The sequence below is a fragment of the Kitasatospora sp. NPDC032150 genome (assembly GCF_055579945.1).
This window is the reverse complement of record NZ_JBVIMH010000019.1, coordinates 115,048-138,745: the sequence shown is the minus strand read 5'-3', so window position 1 is coordinate 138,745 and position 23,698 is coordinate 115,048. Positions and strand designations below refer to the sequence as shown.

Below are 23,698 nucleotides of genomic sequence, written 5' to 3'. Positions count from 1 at the left end.
ACTCCGGTCAGCTCTGGGGCGCAGGGTACGAGCGGCCGAGCGGGTACGAGGTCTCTTCGGTAGGGCGGTAGGAGGTGGACGTCGCGACTTGGCACACGGCCTCCTGGCTCGGGCCCGGTCGGGCTGGCTTGGCCGACTGGCTCCCGAACTCCTCGTGCTGCCGGTCGGGTTGGCATTCGGACTGCACGCGAGGTCGCCGGTACCGCTGGTGGTGGCCTCCGCCGCCGTGGTGCCGCTGCGGCGGTGGCGGCACCGCCGTCGGCTGGCGGCGGAGGCACGCACACGGGCGACAGCGGTGATCGAGCTCTGCACCGGCCTGGCCGCCGAGTTGCGCGCGGGAGCGACGGCGGACCAGGCGCTGGGCTCGGTGATCGTCCGTACGTCCCTGTGGGCGGGGTTGGGAGCGGAGCCCGCCGCCCGGTTGGCCGCCGGCCGGTACGGCGCCGACATCCCCGCCGCACTCAGATTCGTGGCGGAGTTGCCCGGCGGGCAAGGCGCGGCGGCTGTCGCAGCCTGTTGGGAGGTGACCGCGGAGAGCGGGACCGGTCTGGCCGCGGGTCTGGACCAACTTGCCGACGCGTTGCGGGCCGAGCGGGCCTTGAACGAGGAGATTGCCGGAGAGCTGGCCGGGCCGCGGACGACCATCGCGGTACTCGGTGCACTGCCGCTGATCGGGCTGCTGCTGGGTGCCGCGCTCGGCGCGAAGCCCGTACAGGTCCTGCTGCACAGGCCGATCGGCCTGGGATGCCTTGTCATCGGGGCGCTGCTGGAGGCGGCCGGGCTGGCGTGGACGGCCCGGATCGTGCGGGCTGCTGAGGCTGCCGGGGGCTGGCCGGCCCGAGGAGGACCGGTGGGCCGCCCGGAGCCGCCCGCTCGCCAGCCGGTGGTGGCGCCGGACCCGGCGCGGGACGAAGCGGCGGCTCGGGACGCGGGGGGTCGCCGAAGAGCAACGGATGCGCGGGGGTGCGCGATTGAGTGCGGGATCTCAAGGAGTCGGGCCGGCCGGGCGGAGGGGGTGGGGTGAGCATGGGAGTTCCGGTGCTGTCGTTCGCCTTGTCGGTCGTGGTGATGGCGGCTGTCGGGGAGGTGGCCGGGGTGGGACGGTGCCGGGTCGCCCGGCGTCGGGCCGGCCGATGGATCGCCCGTGCCTCTGGTGCGGAGATCGGCCTTCAAGGCCATCGTGGGCTGGGGGGACGCCGGTGGTCGGTGCATGGGCTCCACCGAGCAGGCCGAAGCTTGCCGATGCGGACTTGGCGAACCCGCGCGACCGAACTGGCGGGAGCCGAGTGGACGGCACCGGTCGTGATGGGGGTCGGTGCGGCGGCTGTGGTCGGTGGCCCGGTGGGACTGTCGTCCGGAGTCCTGGTCGCCCTCGCCGCGAAGCGGTGGCTGCCGCGGGTGCGCTCTCCGGCCGAGCGGTGGGCCGCTCTGGAACAGGACCAGTTGTCCCAGCAACTGCCGTTGACCGCCGAACTGTTGGCCGCTTGCCTCGGTTCCTGCTCCTCGCCGGGCGAGGCTGCCGCGGCGGTGGCGGCGAGCGTGAGCGCGCCGATGAGCGACCGGCTGGCGGGGGTGGCGGCCGAGCTGTCGCTCGGAGCACCGCCGGAGGTCTGCTGGGAGAGGCTCGGCGCGGACTGTCCGACACTCGCCCCGCTGGCTCGGTGTCTGGTGCGGACGAGCACCAGCGGTTCGCCGCCGGCCGCACCCCTCATCGGACTGGCCCAGACCCAGCGGGAGGCCGTCCGCCGGGCCGCGCACGCCCGTGTCCGCCGGGCCGGGGTGCTCGCCACTGCTCCACTGGGCGTCTGCTTCCTGCCCGCATTCATCCTGATCGGGGTCGTTCCCGTGGTCATCGGGTTGACCTCGCTCTTCGCCAAACGAATCTGACCGAACAATCAGGTCGCTTCGCCCTCGGACATCGTCGAGGACGAACTCGCGGAGCAAGTCCCGACACGCGGAGCAACTCCGGACACGCGGAGCAACTCCGGACACGCGGAGCAACTCCGGACACGCGGAGCAAGTCCTGACACGCGGAGCAAGTCCTGACATGCCGAACAAGCCCGAGTCAGGGAACAAGCCCCAACTCGCGGAACTGCTCCGAACTCACGGAACAAGTCGAAGGAGATCTGCCATGACCGTTTCCATCGCGGTTGCGACCGGCCGACGGCCCGTCCGCTCCGTCCCGCCGGCCCGGAGGGCGCAGAGGTGGCTGTCCGCGAGGCTGAGGAGGCTGCGCGGGGCGCGGAGCGACGCGGGAATGTCGACGGCCGAGTACGCCATCGGGACGGTCGCCGCGTGTGCGATTGCTGCGGCGCTCTACAAGGTGGTGACCAGCGGGGTGTTCACCGACGCGTTCACCGAACTGGTCAACCGGGCGTTCCATGTCATCTGACCCGCCCGGGCGGCGGGTTCTCCGACCGGTCGGACGGTGCGGCCGGACTCCGCGGGGGCACGACGGCAGGACGGCCGGGGACGGCGGGTTCGTGACGGCCGAGACCGCCGTCGCACTCCCGGCCCTGGTGTTCCTGGCGGCAGTGCTGATGTGGGGAGTTGTGGCGGCGGCTGCCCAGATCCGGTGTGTGGACGCCGCGCGGATCGGGGCGAGAGCGGCCGCACGCGGTGACGCGAACGCCACTGGGCTGGCACGAGCCGCGGCACCGGCCGGGGCTGCCGTCCAGGTCTCCCGGGACGGCGAGACGGTACGGGTGGCGATCGACGCACCCTGCCCGGGGCCCGGGCGTCTCGCGTCGGCTCTCACGGTCCGGCTGGGGGCATCGGCGGTGGCGGCCCGCGAGGACATCATCGGCAAGGCGGAGGGCGGTGGGTGATGGCGGTCCGAGCACTGGGCCCGTTCGCTCCCCGCGATCCCCGTTCCTGCGGTTGGACCGGGTTCGGGGGGATCAGATTCGGCCAGGCCGGTTTCGGTGGGACCGGGTTCGCCGAGGTCGGGGCGGGCAGATCGCTCAGGTCGCCTGGGGTGGCCGGGGCGGCAGAGCCGCTCAGGTCGGCCGACCCGGCCGACCCGGCCGACCCGGCCGGCCCGGTCGTTACGGAGCCGGCTCCGACAGAATCCCCGTCTACCGCACCGGGCCCACCAAGCTCAACCGAGCCGACCGCCGCCGCACCGTGCCCCGCCAGGCCACTCGCCACCTCCGACGCCGGTTCGGCGACCGTCTGGCTGGTGACGCTGATGATGCTGGGCTGCGTGGTCTTCGCCGCCAGCCTGGTCGTCGGGTCGGTGGTGGCCGCGCGGTGCCGCGCGGAGTCGGCGGCGGATCTCGCCGCTCTCGCTGCCGCCGATCGACTCCTGATGGACCCGGACGGCGGCTGCGGCTGGGCCTCCCGGATCGCGGACGAGCACCGGGCGGCACTGCTGTCCTGCTCGGTGGATCCGGGCGCGGATGCCGTCACGGTGACCGTCGAGGTCGAAGTGCCCCGCGGGGTGTTGCCGTTTCCGGTCGGTCCGGCTCAGGCCCGGGCCAGGGCCGGACCGGTCTGGTCCTGGGGAGCAGACGAGTCCGAGCCGCCACGACTCACGGCCGATCCGGTGGCGGAGAGCTCGGCCGGTGGCGGCCATACGAAGGCCAGACCGCCGGGGGCGCTACACCGGCGCGTGACGCGGACGCCCCACCCGCCGGTGACGGGCGATGCGCCAGCGGTGGCTCAGTCGTCACCCCCGGCCGAGGCGCTCTGCCCCGGAGCCCCGGCGAGCAGGACATCCAGGAGCCTCACGGCTGCCGCCTTGTCGAGCGGGTCGTTGCCGTTCCCGCACTTGGGCGACTGCACGCACGACGGGCAACCCCGCTCGCACTCGCACGCCGCGATCGCGTCCCGGGTCGCCGTCAGCCACTGCTCCGCCCGCCGGAACCCCCGTTCGGCGAAGCCGGCGCCGCCGGAGTGCCCGTCGTACACGAAGACCGTCGGCAGCTGGGTGTCGGGATGGAGCGGCACGGACACGCCGCCGATGTCCCAGCGGTCGCAGGTGGCGAAGAGTGGGAGCAGGCCGATGGAGGCGTGCTCCGCTGCGTGCGCGGCGCCCGGGAGCTGGTCGAACGGGATCTCCGCGTCGAACAGCTGGTCCTCCGTAACGGTCCACCAGACCGCTCGGGTGCGCAGTGTCCTGGGCGGCAGGTCGAGCTTGCTCTCGCCGAGGATCTCGCCTGTGGCGATGCGCTTCCGCAGGTACCCGACCACCTGGTTGACCACCTCGACCGAGCCGAAGCAGAGCCGCGCTTCACCCCACTCGACGATGGTGTCGGTGCCGAGGACGGCGATGGAGGTGATGTCCCGAGCGGATGTCGTGTAGGGCGGGTCCGCCTGTTCGACCACGGCCACGGAGGTCTCCAGGTCGAGGTCCTGCACCAGGTACGTACGGCCCTGGTGCAGATGGACCGCGCCGGTGTGCACAGTGGTGTGGGCGGCGGCCGCGTCCACGGTGCCGAGCAGCCAGCCGGTGCATCCCTCGACGATCTGCACCGGGCTGCCGCCGCTGCCGCGCAGGTCGACCGCGTCCGCGGCGCGCTCACGCCGGGTCCAGTACCAGGCGTTGGCACCGCGTCGGCGCAGCAGCCCGCGTTGCTCCAGTACCGGGAGCAACTGGGCGGTGGAGGGACCGAACAAGTCGAGGTCGCTCTCACCGAGCGGGAGTTCGGCCGCCGCCGCGCACAGGTGCGGGGCCAGGATGTGGGGGTTGTCGGGGTCGAGGACGGTGGCCTCGACGGGGTTGGCGAACAGGGCCTCCGGGTGGTGCACGAGGTAGGTGTCCAGCGGGTCGTCCCGGGCGATCAGTATGGCAAGTGCACCCTGGCCCTCTCGTCCCGCCCGCCCGGCCTGCTGCCAGAGCGAGGCCCTGGTGCCCGGGTAGCCGGCCATCAGGACGGCGTCCAGACCGGAGACGTCGACGCCGAGTTCGAGGGCGGAGGTGGAGGCGAGACCGAGCAGTCGCCCGGAGTACAGGTCGCGTTCCAGGGAGCGACGTTCCTCGGCGAGGTAGCCGCCGCGGTAGGCGGCGACGCGGGCGGCGAGGGGTGGGCCGAGCTGCTCCTGGGCTTGCAGGGCGACCAGCTCGGCGGCGCGGCGCGACCGGACGAACACCACCGTCCGGGTTCCGGAGCCGACCAGGTCGGTGAGCAGGTAGCCGGCCTCGGCGGTGGCGGTACGGCGCACCGGCGCGCCGTGTTCGCCGACGTTCTCGGTGAGCGGCGGCTCCCACAGTGCGAAGACCAGCGGACCGCGCGGTGAAGCATCCTCGGTCACCGCCACGGCCGGGAGACCGGTGAGCCGCTCGGCGGTGGCCGCCGGATCGGCGGTGGTGGCCGACGCGAGCAGGAACACCGGCTCGGAGCCGTACCGGGCGCACAGCCGCCGCAGCCGTCGCAACACCTGGGCGACGTGCGAGCCGAAGACACCGCGGTAGCTGTGGCACTCGTCGATCACGACGTACTTCAGCGTCTTGAGGAAGGAGGACCAGCGTGTGTGGCCGGGGAGGATACCGCGGTGCAGCATGTCCGGGTTGGTGAGCACGTACGAGGCGTACTGGCGGACCCACTCGCGTTCCTCGGGCGGCGTGTCGCCGTCGTAGAGGGCCGGGCGGACCCGGTCCGGGGCGAGTTCGGCGGCGCGTCTGCGCTGGTCGGCGGCCAGAGCCTTGGTCGGGGCCAGGTAGAGCGCGGTCGCGCCGCGCCCGTTCGGGGCCTCGGTGCCGTCCAGCAGATCACTGAGGACCGGCGCCAGATAGCCGAGCGACTTGCCCGAGGCGGTCCCGGTGGCAATCACCACGGTTTGGCCGTTCTTGGCCAGGTTCATCGCCTCGGCTTGGTGCGCCCAGGGCAGCTCGACGCCCATGGTCCGGGCGGCAGCCACGATTTCCGGGCGGATGCCGTCCGGCCACGGCGAAAAGCATGCCTGACGTGCTGGCAACTGCTCCGTATGGGTGAGGCGGTCGGAACGGGACCGGCTACCGGCGAGGGCGGCCAACAGGGCTTCGGGCGCGCGATGGTGGGGCGGCATGAGGACCCAGTGTGTCACCGGCGTGACGGAGAATCGCTCCAAGCCATCGTGCGGGCATGGTCACAGGTGGTTGAATGAAGCCGTGACGGCCGCATGGCCGAGGGCCGCAACGCCGGGGTGCGATTTGCCGTGGCGGTGTGCCCGCTCTGCGGCCAAGCGACGGCGGCCGACCGGCCGAGGTTGCAATGACGTAGCAAGGCAAGGTGCTGGAGGTTCCGTGGACCTGTCCCTGTCGACCCACACGATCGGCGACCGCACGGTTGTCGAGGTCGGTGGCGAGATCGATGTGTACACCGCCCCCAAGCTGCGCGAGCAGCTGGTCGAGCTCGTCAACGACGGTAACTACCACCTGATCGTCGACATGGAGGGCGTTGACTTCCTCGACTCGACCGGTCTGGGCGTCCTTGTCGGCGGCCTGAAGCGGGTCCGGGCACACGAGGGTTCGCTGCGTCTGGTGTGCAACCAGGAGCGCATCCTCAAGATCTTCCGGATCACCGGCCTGACCAAGGTCTTCCCGATCCACAACTCGGTCGAGGAAGCGGTCTCCGCGACCGACTGATCCACCTTCGGCACGCCGACGTGAGCAGACCGGCGGGGCGACCACGCCTCGCCGGCTGTGCGGGACCGGGAACGGACCCGGTGCCGCAGTGAGCGGTGAGGTGTTGGGGAGCTACCCCGGAGGGGGAGAGATGGCAACCGTCGAACTTCGATTCAGTCCGCTTCCCGAGCACGTGCGCACGGCCCGGCTGGTGGCCGCGGCTGTGGCGAGACGTGCCGGTGTCGATGAGTCGGTGCTCGACGAGGTGCGGCTCGCGGTCGGCGAGGCCTGCTCACGCGCGGTCGGGCTGCACCGCCGTGGCGGCGTCGACGGAGTGGTACGGGTCGCTCTGATCGACCAGGAGAAGCGTTTCTTCATCGAGGTGGAGGACGAGGCCGGTCCAGCCGGAATGCCCGCCTCCGATCGAGACGCGGGGGCCGATGCCGACGAGGACGCGCTCGGCCTCGCGGTGATCACCGGCCTGGTCGAGGACGTCGAGGTGACCAGCGGCGCCGACGGCGGCCTGATCCGGATGAGCTGGCCGATGCCCGACCCGGCGACCGACGACTGAGCCCTGCGGCTCCTGTTCCCGGTCTGCCCAGGTCCCGGTCGCCCCGGATGTCGGTGCCCGTGTTCGCTCTGCTCGGGCGCACCCGGGTTCACGCTGTCTGGCTCCCGCCTGCCCGGGTTCACTCTGCCTGTTCCCGCCTGCCCGGGTGCGTGACGTCCGGACGCACCCCGTGGGCGGCTGGGCAGGCGACGGCAACTTTCTGTGGTCGACACCCCGGGGAGGCCGGCGCCCGGCAGGTCGTAGAGCCCGGCACCACGCTCGCGTTCCGGACCGGCGGCGACAGCCCGGTACGGCCCTACGAGCCCACGCCGACCTCGCGCGGCGACGAGTGCCGGCTGACCGGCGCCGGCAAGGTCCTCGGTGTGTTGGATCCGGAGTGTCGGCCGGTGACCGCAGGTACTGCGTACCGCCCGGAGTGCAGACCCGATCCGGGTCCGACGGGCCTGACCGGCACCGCTGTCCCAGCGGTCCGCCCTTGCCGAACCGTCCTGGAGAGCCGCAGGGGGCCGGGCGCCTGCGGGCCGAACGGGTGGCCGTGTAGGTTCGCAGGTCGATGACCGACACCGAAAGGGCCTTCCCGGTGAAGAAGCGACTGCTGACCGTATCCGCGCTCGGTGCGCTGCTGGCGTTCGGCGCCGTCGGGTGCGGTGGCGACGACAACAGCGCCTCGCTCAACAACTGGGCGAAGAGCGTCTGTGACGGCGCGCAGGGCCCGATCGGGAAGTCCAGCGACGCTCTCGCCGACACCGGCAGGGTCAAGCAGGGCGAGGCTCCGGTGGACCTCCAGAAACGACTGTCGACCGATCTCGCGGTGCTCGCGACCGCCAACCAGCAGCTGGCCGACGCGATCAACAAGGCAGGCGCGCCGAAGGTGAGCGACGGCGCGAAGCTGCAGCAGGGGGCCGTGGACGAGCTCAAGCAGGCCACCCAGGGCTACCTCGACGTCCAGAAGAAGCTGAACGCGCTGGACAACGCCGACCAGGCGCGGTTCGCGGACGGCCTCAGGAGCATCGGCGACCAGATCCAGCGACTGGCCCAGCAGTCCACCTCCGCGCTGAAGAACGTCCAGAGCGGCGACCTCGGGGTGGCGATCAGCAAGCAGCCGGGTTGCAAGGCGAAGCCCGGTGCGGGAGCGGCGAGCGGAGGGCCGTCAGGCGGGGCGACCGGTGCGCCCACCGGTGCCGTGACCGGTGCCCCCCGCGCGGGTTCCTCGGACCACGGCGGATCGCAGAGCGGTTCCCCGGAGGCCTCCCCGACCGACTCCCCGTCGGTCGCCGCGTCCAGTGCGGCTCCCACGGGCGGCACTGCGGACGCGGCCACCGCGTCGCCGTCGGCCTCCTCGTCCGGCAACTGAGCGCGCTGGCCGGTAACCCGCTCCAGCAGCCTGACAGCAGTCGCACCAGTCGTCCGGCGGCTGAGCGGTCCGCCAGCCGGGCAGCCGGCGACCGGCTGCCCCGGGAACACCGGCTGCCCCGGGAACACCGGCTGCCCCGGGAACGGTGCCGCGACGGCAGCGGCGCCGCGCGGTCGGGGGTGGTGAGGGACGGGGGACAATGGGCCGGTGACCAGTAGCCCCGTTCTTGACCCCGGCCGCCTCGCGAAGCTCCGTGAGGCGCTGCTCGCCGCCTCGTACACCGCCGACGGCTGCCTCGACCTGCTCGGGCCGACCGGCTACGCGGCACTGGCCCGCAGCGAGGCGGTGCCCGCGCTGCGTGCGACCCGTGGCGGGAGCCCGTTGGAGACGCTGGTGCGGCTCTTCCTGCTCCAGCGGCCGGTCCCGTACGCGGCAGCGGCTGCGGCCCTGCCGGTCGAGGACTGCCTGACGGACGGCTGGCTGATCCGCGACGGCGAGACCGTGCGGGCCACCGTGGACGTCCGCCCGTACGCCAACGAGGTCGCGGGGCTGCCGAGCGCGGATGCCTGGGTGGTGTCCGACCTCGGGTGCGCGGTCGGTGGCGCGGGCGGTATCGGTTCGGGAGGGAGCGCACAGGGAGTGGCCCGTAAGGACCTGGTGCTCGGTGTCGGCGGCGCGTCCACCACACTGGCCAACCTCGCCGTACGGCGGCCGGTGCGGGAGGCGTTGGACCTCGGCTCGGGCTCCGGGGTGCAGGCGCTGCACGCCGCCCGGCACGCCCAGCGGATCACCGCCACCGACCTCAACCCCCGCGCGCTGCACTTCACCCGGCTGACCCTGGCCCTCTCCGGGTTCGAGAAGGTCGAGGTGGCCGAGGGCAGCCTGTTCGAGCCGGTGGGCGACCGGAAGTTCGACCTGATCGTCTCCAACCCGCCGTTCGTGATCTCGCCCGGCAGCCGCTTCGTCTACCGCGACGGCGGAATGGCCGGGGACGACCTCTGCCGCAGCCTGGTCCGGGGCGCGGCCGCGCACCTGGAGCCGGGCGGGTACTGCCATCTGCTGGCCAACTGGCAGCACGTCAAGGGCGAGGACTGGCACGACCGTCTGGCGGGCTGGGTGGCCGGTACCGGGCTGGACGCCTGGGTGGTGCAGCGAGAGGTCCAGGACATCGCCCAGTACGCCGAGCTGTGGCTGCGGGACGGCGGCGACCACCGTGGTTCCGGCTCCGACTACCAGACCCGCTACGACGAGTGGCTGGAGACCTTCGAGGCTGCGGGCGTCGAGGGCATCGGCTTCGGCTGGATCACCCTGCGGGCCGGCGGTGCGGCCCGGCCGGCCGTACGGATCGAGGAGTGGCCGCACCCGGTGGAGCAGCCGCTCGGCCCGCACATCGAGAGCTGGTTCGCGCGCCAGGACTTCCTGCGGACGCACGATGACGCGGCCCTGCTCGCAGCGCGTTACCTGCTGGCCGACGAGGTGGTCCAGGAGCAGGTCGGCGCGCCCGGGGCGGAGGACCCGGAGCACGTGATCCTCCGTCACAACCGCGGTATGCGGCGGGCGACCAAGGTGGACACGGTCGGCGCGAGCTTCGTCGGGGTGTGCGACGGAACGCTCACGGCCGGCGAGATCATCGACGCGATCGCGCACCTGCTCGGTGAGGACCGGGTGGTGCTGCGCGACCGGACGCCCGAGTCGCTGCGCCTGCTGACCGAGCAGGGTTTCATCAACCCGGTGCTCTGAGGCGGCACTTGGCTGCAGGGGCCCCCTGCGGCCAAGTCCGGGCCCATGGCGGGTCCAGCCGGAGGCCGGCCCGGTCACGGCTGGTGGAGCCACGGCGACAGCCCCGCGGCCGCACCGGGCCGCGGCGCGGGCAGTTCGCGCACCGCCGCACACGACCTTTCGGTCGGAGTGCCATCCCCGAACCGTGACCGTCCGACTTCGGAGCGCCAACGACCGTGCGGCGGACGGTCGTTCGGCCGGATCGCCGGAGTGCCGGATCAGCGGACCTCCGAGACCCGGCGCCGTGGTTCGGTAGCGGTCCGTGCGGTCGTCGTGCGCGTGGCAGTTCACCCGCCCGTCCCCCCGGTGTTCTCCACCGTACTTCGAACGTCAGCCCCGGGTTGTCCCCGGGCTGTCACGCTCCCGTGCACCGGCTCAATTGGCCGGGCGGACACCAGCGATGCACAGCGTGGAGGGAGACGTACGTGGAGACGCCGACGGCGACTGCGGCAGGGTCCGTCCTCATCCTGTTCGGTGGCGCGCTGCTCGTCTGGTGCGCTCTCGAACTGCGGCTCCGCCACCGGTTGCGCCGCCACGGCGTCCCGGCCACGGCCAGGGTCGTGGTGGACGGCGATCCGTACGGGGAACTCTACGGCGACCCGTACGGCGAACTCGACACCGCCCCGCTGCTCTCGTACTCCACCCTGCCGACCGTCGGAGCGGCGGGTGCGGGCGAGGCCGAGTCGGTGCTCTCCCGGCCGCGCGGGCACACCAGGCTGCGCCATCCGGCCGGGTTGCTGCCCGGGGCGGTCGTCCAGGTCGCGTACGACGCCCGTCGTCCGAGCCGGGTGGTCCTCGCCGCCTCCGAGACCAGCCCCTGCCTGCCCAGTGACGTCTTCTGGGTGCTGTTCGGCACGAGCGCGCTCGCGGTCGGCCTGAGTCTGATCGCGTCCGCCCTCCAGGGCTGAGGATGCGGCGGCCGCCGGCCGGGGCCGTCGGAACCCCGGGTCACCGACGGTCTCCTCAGGGTCACGCGAAGTGCTGGAAGGCCCAGCGGGTTTGGGTGAGAAGCAGATCCCTGACCACGACTTCAGCCGGCCGGCACCACAGCTCAGGCCCGGCCCGCCGCCGCTCGGGCCCCGGCTGATCGCGGTTCGGCCGACGGCCGGCTCGCCGACGGCCGAAACCGGCCGGTGGCAGGCCCTCGCCACCCCTCCGCGCGGCACGACCGCGCATCGTCGGGTTACCGTTCGAGTGGCGTGGGTCGACCTTGCCGGTGAAAAAGCGGGAACCGTCCGTTTGACAAGGGTGGCCAGGGTACGGTCACACTCCGCTGGTGGGGCCGTCGCGCAGCGGCAGCTCCGGACGGCGATGGTCAGGCGGGACGTCTTCCTTCGCCGGTGCGCCGCCCAGCACAGGAAACGACCGGGAGAGAAGAGCGAAGGTGTCCCCGAGCAGCGAGACCGCGCACGGCAAGCGACTCGTCATTGTCGAGTCGCCGGCCAAGGCGAAGACGATCAAGGGCTACCTCGGCCCCGGCTACGTCGTCGAGGCCAGCGTCGGGCACATCCGCGACCTGCCCGGCACTGCCGCCGAGGTCCCGGACAAGTACACCGGCGAGGTGCGCCGCCTCGGGGTCGACGTCGACCACGACTTCGCCCCTATCTATGTGGTCAACGCGGACAAGAAGTCGCAGGTCACCAAGCTCAAGAGCCTGCTCGCGGAGTCCGACGAGCTCTACCTCGCCACCGATGAGGACCGCGAGGGCGAGGCCATCGCGTGGCACCTCCAGCAGGTCCTGAAGCCCAAGGTGCCGGTCAAGCGGATGGTCTTCCACGAGATCACCAAGACCGCCATCCAGGAGGCCGTCGCCAACCCGCGCGAGCTCAACCAGCGCCTCGTGGACGCCCAGGAGACCCGGCGCATCCTCGACCGCCTCTACGGCTACGAGGTCTCGCCGGTGCTCTGGAAGAAGGTCATGCCGAAGCTCTCGGCCGGCCGGGTGCAGTCGGTCGCCACCCGTCTGGTGGTCGAGCGCGAGCGTGAGCGGATCGCCTTCACCAGCGCCTCCTACTGGGACCTGACCGGTGTCTTCGGCACCGGCCGCACCCCGGCCGACGCCGCGAACCCGGAGTGCTTCGGCGCCCGGCTGGCCGCCGTGGACGGCAAGCGGATCGCCAGCGGCCGCGACTTCGGCCCGGACGGCCGGCTCAAGACGGCCAACACCCTGCACCTGGACGAGACGGCCGCCCGCGCGCTGGCCGCCGCCCTGGAGCAGACCGCGTTCTCGGTCCGCAGCGTCGAGTCCAAGCCCTACCGCCGCTCGCCGTACGCGCCGTTCCGCACCACCACGCTCCAGCAGGAGGCCAGCCGCAAGCTGGGCTTCGGCGCCAAGCGGACCATGCAGGTGGCCCAGAAGCTGTACGAGAACGGCTTCATCACCTACATGCGTACCGACTCCACCACGCTCTCCGACACCGCGATCACCGCGGCCCGGGCCCAGGTCACCCAGCTGTACGGCGCCGACTACCTGCCGGATGCGCCGCGCACCTACGCCTCCAAGGTGAAGAACGCCCAGGAGGCGCACGAGGCGATCCGCCCCTCCGGTGACCGCTTCCGCACGCCCGCGGAGACCGGCCTGTCCGGTGACGACTTCCGGCTCTACGAGCTGATCTGGATGCGGACCGTCGCCTCCCAGATGAAGGACGCGGTCGGCCAGTCGGTCACCGTCAAGGTCGGCGGCCGGGCAGCGGACGGCCGGGACGTCGAGTTCTCCGCCTCCGGCAAGATCATCACCTTCCACGGCTTCCTGAAGGCCTACGTCGAGGGCGCCGACGACCCGAACGCCGAGCTGGACGACCGTGAGCGCCGGCTGCCGCAGGTGGCCGAGGGCGACCCGCTGGCCGCCGAGCAGCTCACCCCCGAGGGCCACGCCACCAAGCCGCCGGCCCGCTACACCGAGGCCTCGCTGGTCAAGGAGCTGGAGGACCGCGAGATCGGCCGTCCCTCCACCTACGCCTCGATCATCGACACGATCATCCAGCGCAAGTACGTCTTCAAGAAGGGCACGGCGCTCGTCCCGTCCTTCCTCTCCTTCGCCGTGGTCGCCCTGCTGGAGAAGCACTTCGGCCGGCTGGTCGACTACGGCTTCACCGCCAAGATGGAGGACGACCTCGACCGGATCGCCCGGGGCGAGGCGCAGTCCGTGCCGTGGCTGAAGCGCTTCTACTTCGGCGAGGGCGAGGGCGCCGGCGGTGCCGCCGAGGCCGGGAACGGCGACGGCGACCACCTGGGCGGCCTCAAGGAGCTGGTCACCGACCTCGGCGCGATCGACGCCCGGGAGATCAGCTCCTTCCCGGTCGGCGACGCCATCGTCCTGCGGGTCGGCCGCTACGGGCCGTACGTCGAGAAGGCCGGGAGGACCGCGGACGAGCCCGGCCAGCGCGCCGACGTCCCCGACGACCTGCCGCCGGACGAGCTGACCGTCGAGCTCGCCGAGGAGTTGCTGGCCAAGCCCAGCGGCGACTTCGAACTGGGCGTCGACCCGGTCAGCGGCAACATGCTGGTCGCCAAGGACGGCCGCTACGGCCCGTACGTCACCGAGATCCTGCCCGAGGGCACGCCCAAGACCGGCAAGAACGCGGTCAAGCCGCGCACCGCCTCGCTGTTCAAGACGATGTCGCTGGACACCGTCACCCTGGAGGACGCGCTTCGGCTGCTCTCGCTGCCCCGGGTGGTCGGCACCGACCCCGAGGGCAACGAGATCACCGCGCAGAACGGCCGCTACGGCCCGTACCTCAAGCGCGGCACCGACTCGCGCTCGCTCACCAGCGAGGACCAGCTCTTCACCATCACCTTGGACGAGGCGCTGGCGATCTACGCCCAGCCCAAGCAGCGCGGCCGGGCCGCCGCCGCGCCGCCGCTCAAGGAGCTCGGGACCGACCCGGTCAGCGAGCGTCCGGTGGTGGTCAAGGACGGCCGCTTCGGTCCGTACGTCACCGATGGCGAGACCAACGCCACGCTCCGCAAGGACGACTCGGTCGAGACCATCACGCCCGAGCGCGGCTACGAGCTGCTCGCCGAGAAGCGGGCGCGCGGTCCGGTGAAGAAGGCCGCCAAGAAGGCTCCGGCCAAGAAGACGGCCGCGAAGAAGACCGCGGCCAAGACCACGGCGGCCAAGAAGACCGCCGCCAAGAAGACCACCACGGCGGCGGCGAAGAAGACCGCGGCCAAGAAGACGGTGGCCAGGAAGGCCGCAGCGCCCGAGGAGGGCTGAGCGATCCGCGCGGCGGGCCCGGCGTTCCGGTGACGGGACGCATGGGTCCGCCGTCCGGTCGGCGGGCGGGGTAGCGCACGTCACAACCCTGTCATGAGGGCCTGTCGGGGCTCGTTCCCGGGCTTCGCCGCAGGGCCCGCCCGCTACCCTGACCGTATGACGAGCGAGGAGCAGCCCACCAGCACGAGCGCCGCCCGACCAAGACTCCCCGAGGCGGCCCCGGCCGGGACTCCCGGAGAGCGGGCCCGCGCGCTGCTGCGGTTGCGCCCCTACCGCCGGCTCTGGACGGCGCAGCTCGTCGGCGGTACCGGCGACCGGCTGGGCCTGCTGGTGCTGATCGCGCTGACCTGGGCGGCGGCGATCCTCGGCGGTCAGTTCGGCCACGGCTACCGGGCGCAGGCGCTCGCGGTGACGGCCGTGCTCGGCGTCCGGGTGTTTGCCACCCTGCTGTTCGGCGCGGTGCTGCTCGGCCCGGTACACGGCCTGGTGGCCGGGAAGCTCGACCGCCGCTGGGTTCTCTTCGGAGCCGACGCGCTGCGTGCGGTGCTGATCGGCGTCGCGCCGTGGTGGCTCGGTTGGAGCCCCGGCTCGGCCACCTACCTGCTGCTCGGCACGGTCTTCCTGACCGGCGCCGCGGAGCGGGTCTGGTCCGTCGCCAAGACGGCCGCGGTGCCGTCGTTGCTGCCGCCCGCCGATGCCGGCGCCGCACCGTCCGAGCAGCGGCCGTCCGTGGCGAGCCTGGACGCCGTACGCACCCTGGACATGCGCACCGGCTGGGCGACCGTTCCGCTCGCGGCCATCGCGCTGGTGGCGTTCACCCTGGTCAACAACGTCTTCGCGGCCCTCGGTTCGCACTGGCTCCGGACCCACCAGTTCACTGCGGCCGGGGTCGGCGCGGCCCTGCTGCTGGCCGGCTCCGCCGTGCTGATCTTCCTGCAGGAGCTCCCCGGCGGTACGGCGGCCGCGCCGCGCTCCCCGCTACAGGGCCTACGCGCCCCCACCGACGCCACCCCCGGGCCGACTCTGCGCAAGGGCCGCACCGGCTCCGCCCCCTACTTCACCTTCTCGGTCGCCGCGGCCTATGCCTCGATGGCTGGCGTCGCCGCGCTCGGACTGCTCACCGCCATCGGCCACCGGGCCGGCCCGATCGGGTTCGGCCTGCTGGTGCTCGCCGCGGCCGGTGCTCCCGCGCTCGGCGTACGGATCACCCGGGCGACCCTGCCCTCGCTCTCCCGACGCCGCCTGCTCGTGCTCGCCCTGCTCATCGAGGGCGTGGCGCTGATCCTGGCCGGTCTGGTGCTGGACTTCGTCCTGGTGCTGATGCTCACCGTGCTGGCCGGACTGGCCGCCGGAGTCGTGATCACCACCGGCCGGACCCTGCTCGCCCAGGAGGTCGAGGAGATCCGGCTGCCCAAGGTCACCGAGCACCTGTACGCGGTGCTGCGGGCCGTGGTGGGCGGTGCGCTGATCGTCGTCCCGCTGATCGCTGCCGGCTACGGCGAGGTCGAGTACGGCCGTGTCAGGCCCGGCGGCTTCACCTTCATCCACGACGGGGCCGCGCTGGCGATCGCCACCGCCGGGCTGCTGACCATGGTGCTGGCCGCGGTGGTGCTGCTGAAGACCGACGACCAGCGCGGCAGCGTCCCGCTCGGGCGCGAGCTGCTGGAGTCGCTGCGCGGCGGTGCGGCGCCGGCGCCGCACCGGATGAGCGGCACCGGCTTCTTCATCGCGCTGGAGGGCGGCGACGGCGCCGGCAAGTCCACCCAGGCCAACGCGCTGGCGGAGTGGATCCGCAGCAAGGGCCATGAGGTGGTGCTCACCCGCGAGCCCGGTGGCAGCCCGATCGGTCAGCGGCTGCGCTCGCTCGTCCTGGACGTCGGCAACACCGGCCTGTCGCACCGCGCCGAGGCCCTGATCTACGCGGCCGACCGGGCCGAGCACGTCGAGAACGTCATCCGGCCCGCGCTGGAGCGCGGCGCGGTGGTGATCACCGACCGCTACATGGACTCCTCCATCGCCTACCAGGGCGCGGGCCGCGACCTGGCCGCCACCGAGGTCGCCCGGATCTCCCGCTGGGCCACCGGCGGTCTGGTGCCCGACCTGACGGTGGTGCTGGACGTCGACCCGAGCAAGGCCAGGGAGCGCTTCACCGAGGCGCTGGACCGCCTCGAGTCCGAGCCGACCGAGTTCCACGCCCGGGTCCGGGCCGGGTTCCTCGCCCTGGCCGCCGCCGATCCGGCGCGCTACCTGGTGGTGGACGGCAGTCAGCAGCCCGCCTTCGTGACCACTGCGATCCGCCACCGGCTCGACCGGGAGCTACCGCTGTCCGCCCAGGAGCGGGCGGCCCAGGCCGAGCAGGAGCGCCTCGCCCGCGAGGAGGCCGCCCGGCGTGCCGCCGAGGAGGCCCGCAGGAAGGCCGAGGAGGAGGCCGCCGAGCGCAAGCGCCAGGAGCTGCTGGAGCAGCTGCGGGCCGAGCAGGCCGAGAAGGAGCGCCTCGCGCGCGAGGAGGCCGAGCGGGCCGCCGCCGAGGAGGCGAAGAAGGCGGCCGAGGAGGCCGGGCGCAAGGCGGAGGCCGAGGCGAAGCGACGCGCCGAGGAGGAGGCCGCCAGGCAGGCCGAGCTCGAGGCCAAGCGGAAGGCGGAGGAGGCCGAGCGGGAGCGGCTGGCCGCGGAGGCGGCGGCGCAGGCGGAGCTCCAGCGGCAGCGCGAGCTGCAGCGGGCCGAGCAGCGGCGCCGGGCGGAGGAGGCTCTGCAGCGGGCCGAGGCGGCCCGGCTGGCGGAGGAGGCCCGGGCGGCGGAGGCGGCTGCGGCCGCGAAGGCCGCCGAGGGTCCGGCCGTGGCCTCGACCGTGGAGCTGCCGAAGGTCGGCGGCACCGAGGAGGTCACCCAGGAGATCTCCGAGCCGGAGCGCCGGGCCGCGGTCCGGGCGGCGGAGGCACTGGAGGCTGATCCGGCGGAGGAGACCGCGGTGCTGCCGACGGTCGGGGCGGCGGAGGAGACCGCCGTACTGCCGCGGGTGGCGCCGACGCCGCGGTCCGGCGCCGCTGGCGCCGCCGGCGCCGGAGCGCGGACGTCCTGGGGCAGGGGCAGCGGCTCGCGCACCGAGTCCGGTCCGGCCGAGGACCGGGTGCCGCAGGGGCTGTGGCGCGCCGGGCAGCCGTCCGAGGCGGAGACCGCCGCGGAGGCGACCAGGGAGCTGCCCTCGGTCGAGCCGGAGGACGGCCCCAGCCTGACCGACACCCTGCTGGGCTCCCGCGAGGAGTGGGAGCACGGTGACCGGCAGGACGAGGGCCAGGAGGGCCGCGGCAAGGGCCGCAAGTGGCGCGGAGGCCGGGAGTAGGTCCCGCCGGGGCGGCCGGAACCGGGTGTCCGATCACCCGGTTCCCCGCACCCCGTGTCTGATGCCCTCGTTGATCCGGAGGCCCGATCGAGGCCGTGTGCCGCCCGGGTCGGTCGTGTGCCAATGACCACGGGGGCGGGACGGGGCGCCGGATTCTGAGAGACTGCTACGCCTGTCCCGTTCCGTCCGGCGTCTAGGAAGTCATCACACGTGAGAGCCACCGCCCCTGCCTCGAAGACGCCACCGCGTGGTGGGCGGCTCGCCGCGCTGGACGGTCTGCGGTTCGTCGCCGCGCTGATGGTGGTGATGTACCACTACGTGGCGTACGGCTCGGACTGGGGCCGGCCGCGAGCCGAGGTGTTCCCGGTGCTGCACCTGCCCGCCTCCTACGGCTGGCTGGGCGTGCAGCTGTTCTTCCTGATCAGCGGCTTCGTGATCTGCCTGAGCGGCTGGGGCCGGTCGGTCTCCGACTTCTTCACCTCGCGGGTGATCCGGCTCTTCCCGGCCTACTGGCTGGCGGTGCTGGTGACCACGGTTGCGCTGGCGCTGATCCCGGGCGGTTCGCCGCGTTCCTGGCAGGACGTGCTCACCAACCTGACCATGTTCGAGCACCCGTTCGGGGCACCGTACGTGGACGCCGTGTACTGGAGCCTGTGGGTGGAGGCCAGGTTCTACCTGATCTTCGCGCTGGTGGTCTGGCGCGGGCTGACCTACCGCCGGGTGCTGACCTTCTGCATGGTCTGGTCGGCCGCCGGGGTACTGACGTACGCCCTGTCGAACGAGGCCTGGCTGCAGGTGCTGGTGATGCCGGAGCACTGCTGGTTCTTCATCGGCGGGATGGCGTTCTACCTGATGCGGCGGTTCGGCCCGGACCTGCTGCTGTGGCTGCTGGTCGGCTTCAGCTACCTGGCCGGGCTGCGGACGGTGCAGCCCACCTTCCAGTTCGTGCAGAAGAACACCGACTACCACCTGCCCGGCCCCGCCGTGGCGCTGGTGCTGGCGGCGTGCTACCTGCTGATGGCCGGGGTGGCGCTGGGCTGGTTCGACCGGATCGACTGGCGCTGGCTCACCACCGCCGGGGCCGTCACCTACCCGCTCTACCTGTTGCACGAGTACATCGGGTGGGCGGTGATCGACCAGCTCCGGTTCCGGGTGAACCCGTGGCTGCTCGCCGGCGGGCTGTTGGCGGTGATGATCGCGGCCTCCTGGCTGGTGCACCGCTTCGTCGAGCGGCCGGTATCCCGCTGGATGAAGCGGCACCTGCGGAACTCGTTCGCCCGGGTCCGGGCTGCCGACGAACCGGCCGTCGACGAGGGGGCCGTCGACGAGGGGGCGGTGGTGGCCGGGACCGCGGCGGGGCCGGCCGGTCACCGGCCGCTGCCGGAGCAGCAGGCCGCGTCGGAGCCGGTTGTCGGCCTACGGCGTTAGGCTCGACCGGAAGCGAGGAGTACCGGTGGTCGGCGGGAGCGCGGCGTGAGTGTGTGGGACGACCTGGTCGGCCAGGATCGGGTGGTCGAGCAGCTGACGGCGGCCGCCCAGGCCGCCCGGGCCACGGTGGCCGCAGGCCGTACGGCTGCGCCGGAGCCCGGTGGGAACGCCTCGCTGATGACGCACGCCTGGCTGTTCACCGGCCCGCCCGGGGCCGGGCAGACCACCGCCGCGCGGGCCTTCGCCGCCGCGCTGCAGTGCACCAGCCCCGATCTGGAGCTCGGCGGGGTGCCCGGCTGCGGGTTCTGCGAGGGCTGTCACACCGTGCTCTCCGGCAGCCACGCCGACGTGAAGTTCGTCCGCACCGACGGTCTGTCGATCGGTGTCGGCGACATGCGCGACCTGGTGCTGCGCGCCTCCAGCTACCCGACCGGCGGCCGCTGGTCGGTGATCCTGGTGGACGCCGCCCACCGGCTCACCGAGGCGGCGGCGAACGCGCTGCTCAAGGGCGTCGAGGAGCCTTCCCCCCGGACGGTCTGGCTGCTGTGCGCACCGTCCGTGCAGGACGTGCTGCCCACCATCCGCTCCCGCTGCCGGCTGCTGGTGCTTCGTACCCCCGCGGCCGGGGCGGTCGCCGACATGCTGGTCCAGCGGGACGGCGTCGACCCGGAGGCGGCCCGGCTGGCGGCGCTTGCCGGACAGGGCGACGTGGAGCGTTCGCGCCGGCTGGCGGTGGACGAGCAGGCCCGCGCCCGCCGTCTGGACGTGCTGCGCATCCCGCTGGAGGTCGCCGACATCGGCGGCTGTCTGGCCGCCGCCCAGCGGCTGGTGGACACCGCCAAAGCCGACGCCGAGGCCCTGGCCGAGAGCCAGGACGCCAGGGAGACCGACGACCTCAAGGCCGCCTACGGCGCCACCGAGGGGAGCCGGGCGCCGCGCGGCATGGCGGGTGCGGTCAAGGAGCTGGAGAAGCGCCAGAAGAGCCGGGCGACCCGGACCAGGCGCGAGACGCTGGGGGTCGCGCTGCTCGACCTGCTCGGGTTCTACCGGGATGTGCTCGCCCTTCAGCTCGGGGCGACGGGTGCACTCGCCAACGACGACCAGCGGGCCGCACTCGCCAAGGTGGCGGCCGCGGGCGCCCCGGAGAACACCCTGCGCCGGATCGAGGCGGTGCTCGCCTGCCGGGAGGCGCTGGACCGGAACGTGGACCCGCTGCTGGCGGTCGAGGCCATGACGGTGGCCCTGCGGGCCGGCTGAGCCCGCTCGCCCGGCTTGCGGGCCCGGCCAGGGGCAACGGCTTCCGTGCATCGCGCGGGCCCGCGCGCCGGGCGGTGCGGCCTGTTCGAGCCGTGGGTGCCCCGGGGTCCCCCTCGCTCTATCGGGTGTTCACGGGGCGGTGTGCGACTCGCTCGTTCGAGTGAACCCGGGGTGCGGCAGGAAAGCCTCGCGGGCCGGGCACCCGGTCGTCTTGCACCCTGTGGACCGAGTACGCCGCGGTGGTCCGCGCCGCTGATGGTCGGCCCCGGGCGGTGTCGGTTCCTCCGAGGTGGTGCGTCCCATGCCCCGTTCGCTCCTCGTCGTCTCCGTGCTGCTGGTGGCCGCCGCCGGGATCTGGCTGCTCCGCTCCGCCCTGCTCCGCTGGCGTGACCTCCGGGTGGCCCAGACGTACGAGCTGGCGGCCGAGCAGCGGCCGCTGCTGCTGCGGGTCGGCGGCGCGGTGGTCTGCGGGATGTGCGCCACCGCGCTGGTCGTGGCGGTGGTGATGGGCGGGTACGGCGGACGGGACGCGCAGGAGACCGCCTCCGCCGATCGGAGCGGGCAGCCCCGGCCCGTCCCGCCCGCCCGGCCGTCCCAGGTGGCGTCCTCCCGGGAGCCGCAGCCGGTGGTCACCAGGTTCCAGGAGGTCGGGCGGCCAGCCGGGGGACAGCTGCTGGAGGGTGCGGTGGCAGGCCCGGACGGTCATCCACGCACCGTGCGGGTCTGGCTGCCGGCGGAGTACAAGGAGGCCCCCGAGGCCCGCTTCCCGGTGATCGTGCTGCACGCGGGCGGCGCCGGGACCACCGCCGACGCCGAACTCCCGGACGTCTTCGACGGGGTCGCCTCGGCGGTGAAGCTGGGCCGGTCCCGGCCGTTCGTGGTGCTCGCCCCCCAGTCGCCGACCGGCACGGCCGGCCCGTGCGAACTGGTGGCCGCCGCCCCGCAGACGGTGGCCGACGACGCCGGTCTGCGGACCGCCGTAGCCGCCGCGTTCCGCATCCTTCCGGCCGGCCCGGGGAACTGGGGCGCCCTCGGTATCGAGGCCGGGGCGCCGTGCGCGGCCGCCGCCGGGCTGGCCCGACCCGACCTGTACGGCGCGGCCGCCGCCGTCTCCGGCCGCTACGACCCGATAGCCCTCGCCCGGACCGGCGCCGACGCGTCCGGCCCGGCCACCGCCAGACTGCTGCTCGCGGCCGCCAAGGCCGACACCGCCGGACTGGACTCCGCCCGCAAGCTCCAGGCCGCGCTGCACGGCGGCCGGGGCCGGGCCGCACAGGCCGAGGTGAGGATCTCCAGCACCGTCCAGGACTACAGCCAGGAGCGGGTGCGGCTGCGGCTGGTCCGGGTCGCGGTGCAGTATCTGGCGGAGAGCCTGGCCAAGCCGGCGCAGTGACCCGGGGGCGACGGAGCACCTGCTCCATCCGCTCCTGGCGGAGGCCAAGCCGGGGCGATGGGGCCGGGTGCCGCCGGATGGGCTGTTCCCCGCCCGGCCGTCGCCGGTTGCCGGGTGCGACCGGTACGTCCGGCTACGCTCTGCACAGCCGGGGATCACCGACTCGGCCACCCGAGCGACCTCGCGGTCGGTGTCCGATGGGAGAGAGCCTTGCGAGCTGTCCGGTCGACCCGCGTCCTGTCCGCCATGGCGGCCGCCGCCGCGCTGCTGCTGGCGGGCTGCAGCTCGGGCGGCGGGGCATCGGACTCCAGTGTCCACGGCGCCCAGCAGGGCCGGCCCGCGGCCGCGCTCGAACCGCTCCCCGCCGCGATCCCGGCCAGCCTGTCCGCGTACTACGCGCAGAAGCTCAGCTGGCAGCCCTGCGACCAGGGGTTCGAGTGCGCCACCTTCAAGGTGCCGCTCGACTACGCGAACCCGACCGGCGGCGACCTGACCCTGAGCGCCGTCCGCAAGCCGGCCAGCGGCGCGGCGCAGGGGTCGCTGCTGGTCAACCCGGGTGGTCCCGGCGGGTCGGCGATCGAGTACCTGGAGGGCTCGATCGACAGCTTCGACCCCGGCCTGCACGCCGCCTACCACCTGGTCGGCCTCGACCCGCGCGGCGTCGGCCGCAGCTCGCCGGTGGCCTGTCTGAGCGGCCCGCAGATGGACGCGTACACCGCGATCGACATGACCCCCGACAATCCGGGCGAGATCGACGCGCTGGTCGCCGCCGACAAGAACTACGCCGCCGCCTGCGAGACGCAGTCCGGCAACTTCCTCGGGCACGTCAGCACCGCGGAGTCGGCCCGGGACATGGACGTGCTGCGCGCGCTGGTCGGCGACAGCAGGCTGAACTTCCTCGGCAAGTCGTACGGCACCTTCCTCGGCGCCACCTACGCCGGGCTCTTCCCCAGCCGGGTCGGCCGGATGGTGCTGGACGGGGCGATCGACCCGTCGCTCGACTCGCTGGCCGGAAACCAGGCCCAGGCCGGCGGCTTCGAGATCGCCTGGTCCGACTTCGCCAAGGACTGCGTCACACACCAGGACTGCCCGCTGGGCCGGACCGAGCAGCAGGCCGGGCAGGGGATCGACGCCCTGCTCAAGCAGATCCACGGCCAGCCGCTGAACACCGACTCCGGCCGCAAGCTCACCGAGTCGCTGGCGACCGCCGGAGTCATCGAGGCGATGTACGCCGACTACCTCTGGCCCTCGCTGCGCTCCGCGCTGACCAGTGCCAAGGCGGGCGACGGCAGTGCGCTGCTCAAGCTCTCCGACGCCTACTACGAGCGGTCGCCGGACGGCAGCTACGCCAACCTGATGTTCGCCAACACCGCCATCAACTGCCTCGACCTGCCCGCGCCCTTCAGCAGCCCGGAGGACGTCCAGCAGGCGGTGCCCGCCTTCCAGAAGGCCTCCCCGCACTTCGGACGCGACATGGCCTGGATGGCGCTCTCCTGCGCGTACTGGCCGTACAAGGCCACCGGAACGCCGCACACCATCCGCGCCGCCGGTGCGCCCCCGATCGTGGTGGTGGGCACCACCCGCGACCCCGCGACCCCGTACGTCTGGGCGCAGGCCCTGGCGGGCCAGCTGGAGTCGAGCCGGCTGCTGACCTACGACGGCGACGGCCACACCGCCTACCAACGGCACAACGCCTGCATCGACAACGCCGTCAACAGCTACCTGCTCGCGGGGACCGCCCCGAACCCGGGGACCCGCTGCGCCAAGTAGCCGCCGCGGCAGCCGCTCGGGAGGCGCGGGCGCCGGCGGATACG

At 73.2% G+C, this 23,698-nt stretch carries 16 protein-coding genes and 1 pseudogene; 16 read left to right on the top strand and 1 reads right to left on the bottom strand.

Annotated elements, in window-relative coordinates:
* The first annotated feature begins 88 nt into the window (after window positions 1-88).
* The 5 genes and pseudogenes from ACZ5ON_RS22775 to ACZ5ON_RS22755 form a co-directional block, all read left to right on the top strand.
* The gene (locus ACZ5ON_RS22775; protein WP_465595578.1) at window positions 89-1,024 is read left to right on the top strand and encodes a type II secretion system F family protein; all 936 of its coding nucleotides are present in this window, start codon (window positions 89-91) and stop codon (window positions 1,022-1,024) included.
* 218 nt (window positions 1,025-1,242) lie between these two features.
* Window positions 1,243-1,887 carry a type II secretion system F family protein gene (locus tag ACZ5ON_RS22770; RefSeq protein ID WP_465595575.1) on the top strand — a complete coding sequence of 215 codons (645 nt, stop codon included), beginning with the start codon at window positions 1,243-1,245 and terminating at the stop codon, window positions 1,885-1,887.
* 244 nt (window positions 1,888-2,131) lie between these two features.
* Window positions 2,132-2,392 (top strand): DUF4244 domain-containing protein, encoded by a 261-nt coding sequence (locus ACZ5ON_RS22765; RefSeq protein WP_465595572.1) that lies wholly within the window; start codon window positions 2,132-2,134, stop codon window positions 2,390-2,392.
* A gap of 91 nt (window positions 2,393-2,483) precedes the next feature.
* Window positions 2,484-2,828 carry a TadE family type IV pilus minor pilin gene (locus tag ACZ5ON_RS22760; RefSeq protein ID WP_465595569.1) on the top strand — a complete coding sequence of 115 codons (345 nt, stop codon included), beginning with the start codon at window positions 2,484-2,486 and terminating at the stop codon, window positions 2,826-2,828.
* Window positions 2,828-3,481: pseudogene (locus ACZ5ON_RS22755) on the top strand (Rv3654c family TadE-like protein); the annotation flags it as partial. The gene ACZ5ON_RS22760 and the pseudogene ACZ5ON_RS22755, both read left to right, overlap by 1 nt.
* A 182-nt stretch (window positions 3,482-3,663) precedes the next feature.
* On the opposite strand, the gene ACZ5ON_RS22750 reads toward ACZ5ON_RS22755, so the two are convergent.
* Entirely contained in the window at window positions 3,664-6,009 is a 2,346-nt protein-coding gene (locus tag ACZ5ON_RS22750; protein WP_465595566.1) for a DEAD/DEAH box helicase, read from the bottom strand.
* A gap of 217 nt (window positions 6,010-6,226) precedes the next feature.
* On the opposite strand from ACZ5ON_RS22750, the gene ACZ5ON_RS22745 reads away from it, so the two are divergent.
* From ACZ5ON_RS22745 to ACZ5ON_RS22695, 11 genes are all read left to right on the top strand, one after another.
* Window positions 6,227-6,568: an STAS domain-containing protein gene (locus ACZ5ON_RS22745; protein ID WP_045299370.1), complete on the top strand. Its 342-nt coding sequence runs from the start codon at window positions 6,227-6,229 to the stop codon at window positions 6,566-6,568.
* Between the two features lie 130 nt (window positions 6,569-6,698).
* Window positions 6,699-7,118 carry an ATP-binding protein gene (locus ACZ5ON_RS22740; RefSeq protein ID WP_465595562.1) on the top strand — a complete coding sequence of 140 codons (420 nt, stop codon included), beginning with the start codon at window positions 6,699-6,701 and terminating at the stop codon, window positions 7,116-7,118.
* 553 nt (window positions 7,119-7,671) lie between these two features.
* Complete coding sequence (locus ACZ5ON_RS22735; protein WP_465595559.1) at window positions 7,672-8,472, top strand: hypothetical protein; 801 nt, start codon at window positions 7,672-7,674, stop codon at window positions 8,470-8,472.
* A gap of 207 nt (window positions 8,473-8,679) precedes the next feature.
* Window positions 8,680-10,212 (top strand): DUF7059 domain-containing protein, encoded by a 1,533-nt coding sequence (locus ACZ5ON_RS22730; protein WP_465595556.1) that lies wholly within the window; start codon window positions 8,680-8,682, stop codon window positions 10,210-10,212.
* Window positions 10,213-10,676: 464 nt separating this feature from the next.
* Window positions 10,677-11,159 carry a hypothetical protein gene (locus ACZ5ON_RS22725; protein WP_465595553.1) on the top strand — a complete coding sequence of 161 codons (483 nt, stop codon included), beginning with the start codon at window positions 10,677-10,679 and terminating at the stop codon, window positions 11,157-11,159.
* A gap of 476 nt (window positions 11,160-11,635) precedes the next feature.
* On the top strand, window positions 11,636-14,467 hold the full coding sequence (gene topA / locus ACZ5ON_RS22720; RefSeq protein WP_465595550.1) for a type I DNA topoisomerase: 2,832 nt from the start codon (window positions 11,636-11,638) through the stop codon (window positions 14,465-14,467).
* A 156-nt stretch (window positions 14,468-14,623) separates the two neighbouring features.
* Window positions 14,624-17,806, top strand: coding sequence for a dTMP kinase (gene tmk / locus ACZ5ON_RS22715; RefSeq protein ID WP_465595547.1), 3,183 nt, complete (start codon window positions 14,624-14,626; stop codon window positions 17,804-17,806).
* A 210-nt stretch (window positions 17,807-18,016) separates the two neighbouring features.
* Window positions 18,017-19,234: an acyltransferase family protein gene (locus ACZ5ON_RS22710; RefSeq protein WP_465595544.1), complete on the top strand. Its 1,218-nt coding sequence runs from the start codon at window positions 18,017-18,019 to the stop codon at window positions 19,232-19,234.
* Window positions 19,235-19,279: 45 nt separating this feature from the next.
* Window positions 19,280-20,491 carry a DNA polymerase III subunit delta' gene (locus tag ACZ5ON_RS22705; RefSeq protein ID WP_465595541.1) on the top strand — a complete coding sequence of 404 codons (1,212 nt, stop codon included), beginning with the start codon at window positions 19,280-19,282 and terminating at the stop codon, window positions 20,489-20,491.
* A gap of 301 nt (window positions 20,492-20,792) precedes the next feature.
* Window positions 20,793-21,884: an alpha/beta hydrolase gene (locus ACZ5ON_RS22700; RefSeq protein WP_465595538.1), complete on the top strand. Its 1,092-nt coding sequence runs from the start codon at window positions 20,793-20,795 to the stop codon at window positions 21,882-21,884.
* A 246-nt stretch (window positions 21,885-22,130) separates the two neighbouring features.
* Complete coding sequence (locus tag ACZ5ON_RS22695) at window positions 22,131-23,654, top strand: alpha/beta hydrolase (protein WP_465595614.1); 1,524 nt, start codon at window positions 22,131-22,133, stop codon at window positions 23,652-23,654.
* Window positions 23,655-23,698 lie beyond the last annotated feature (44 nt).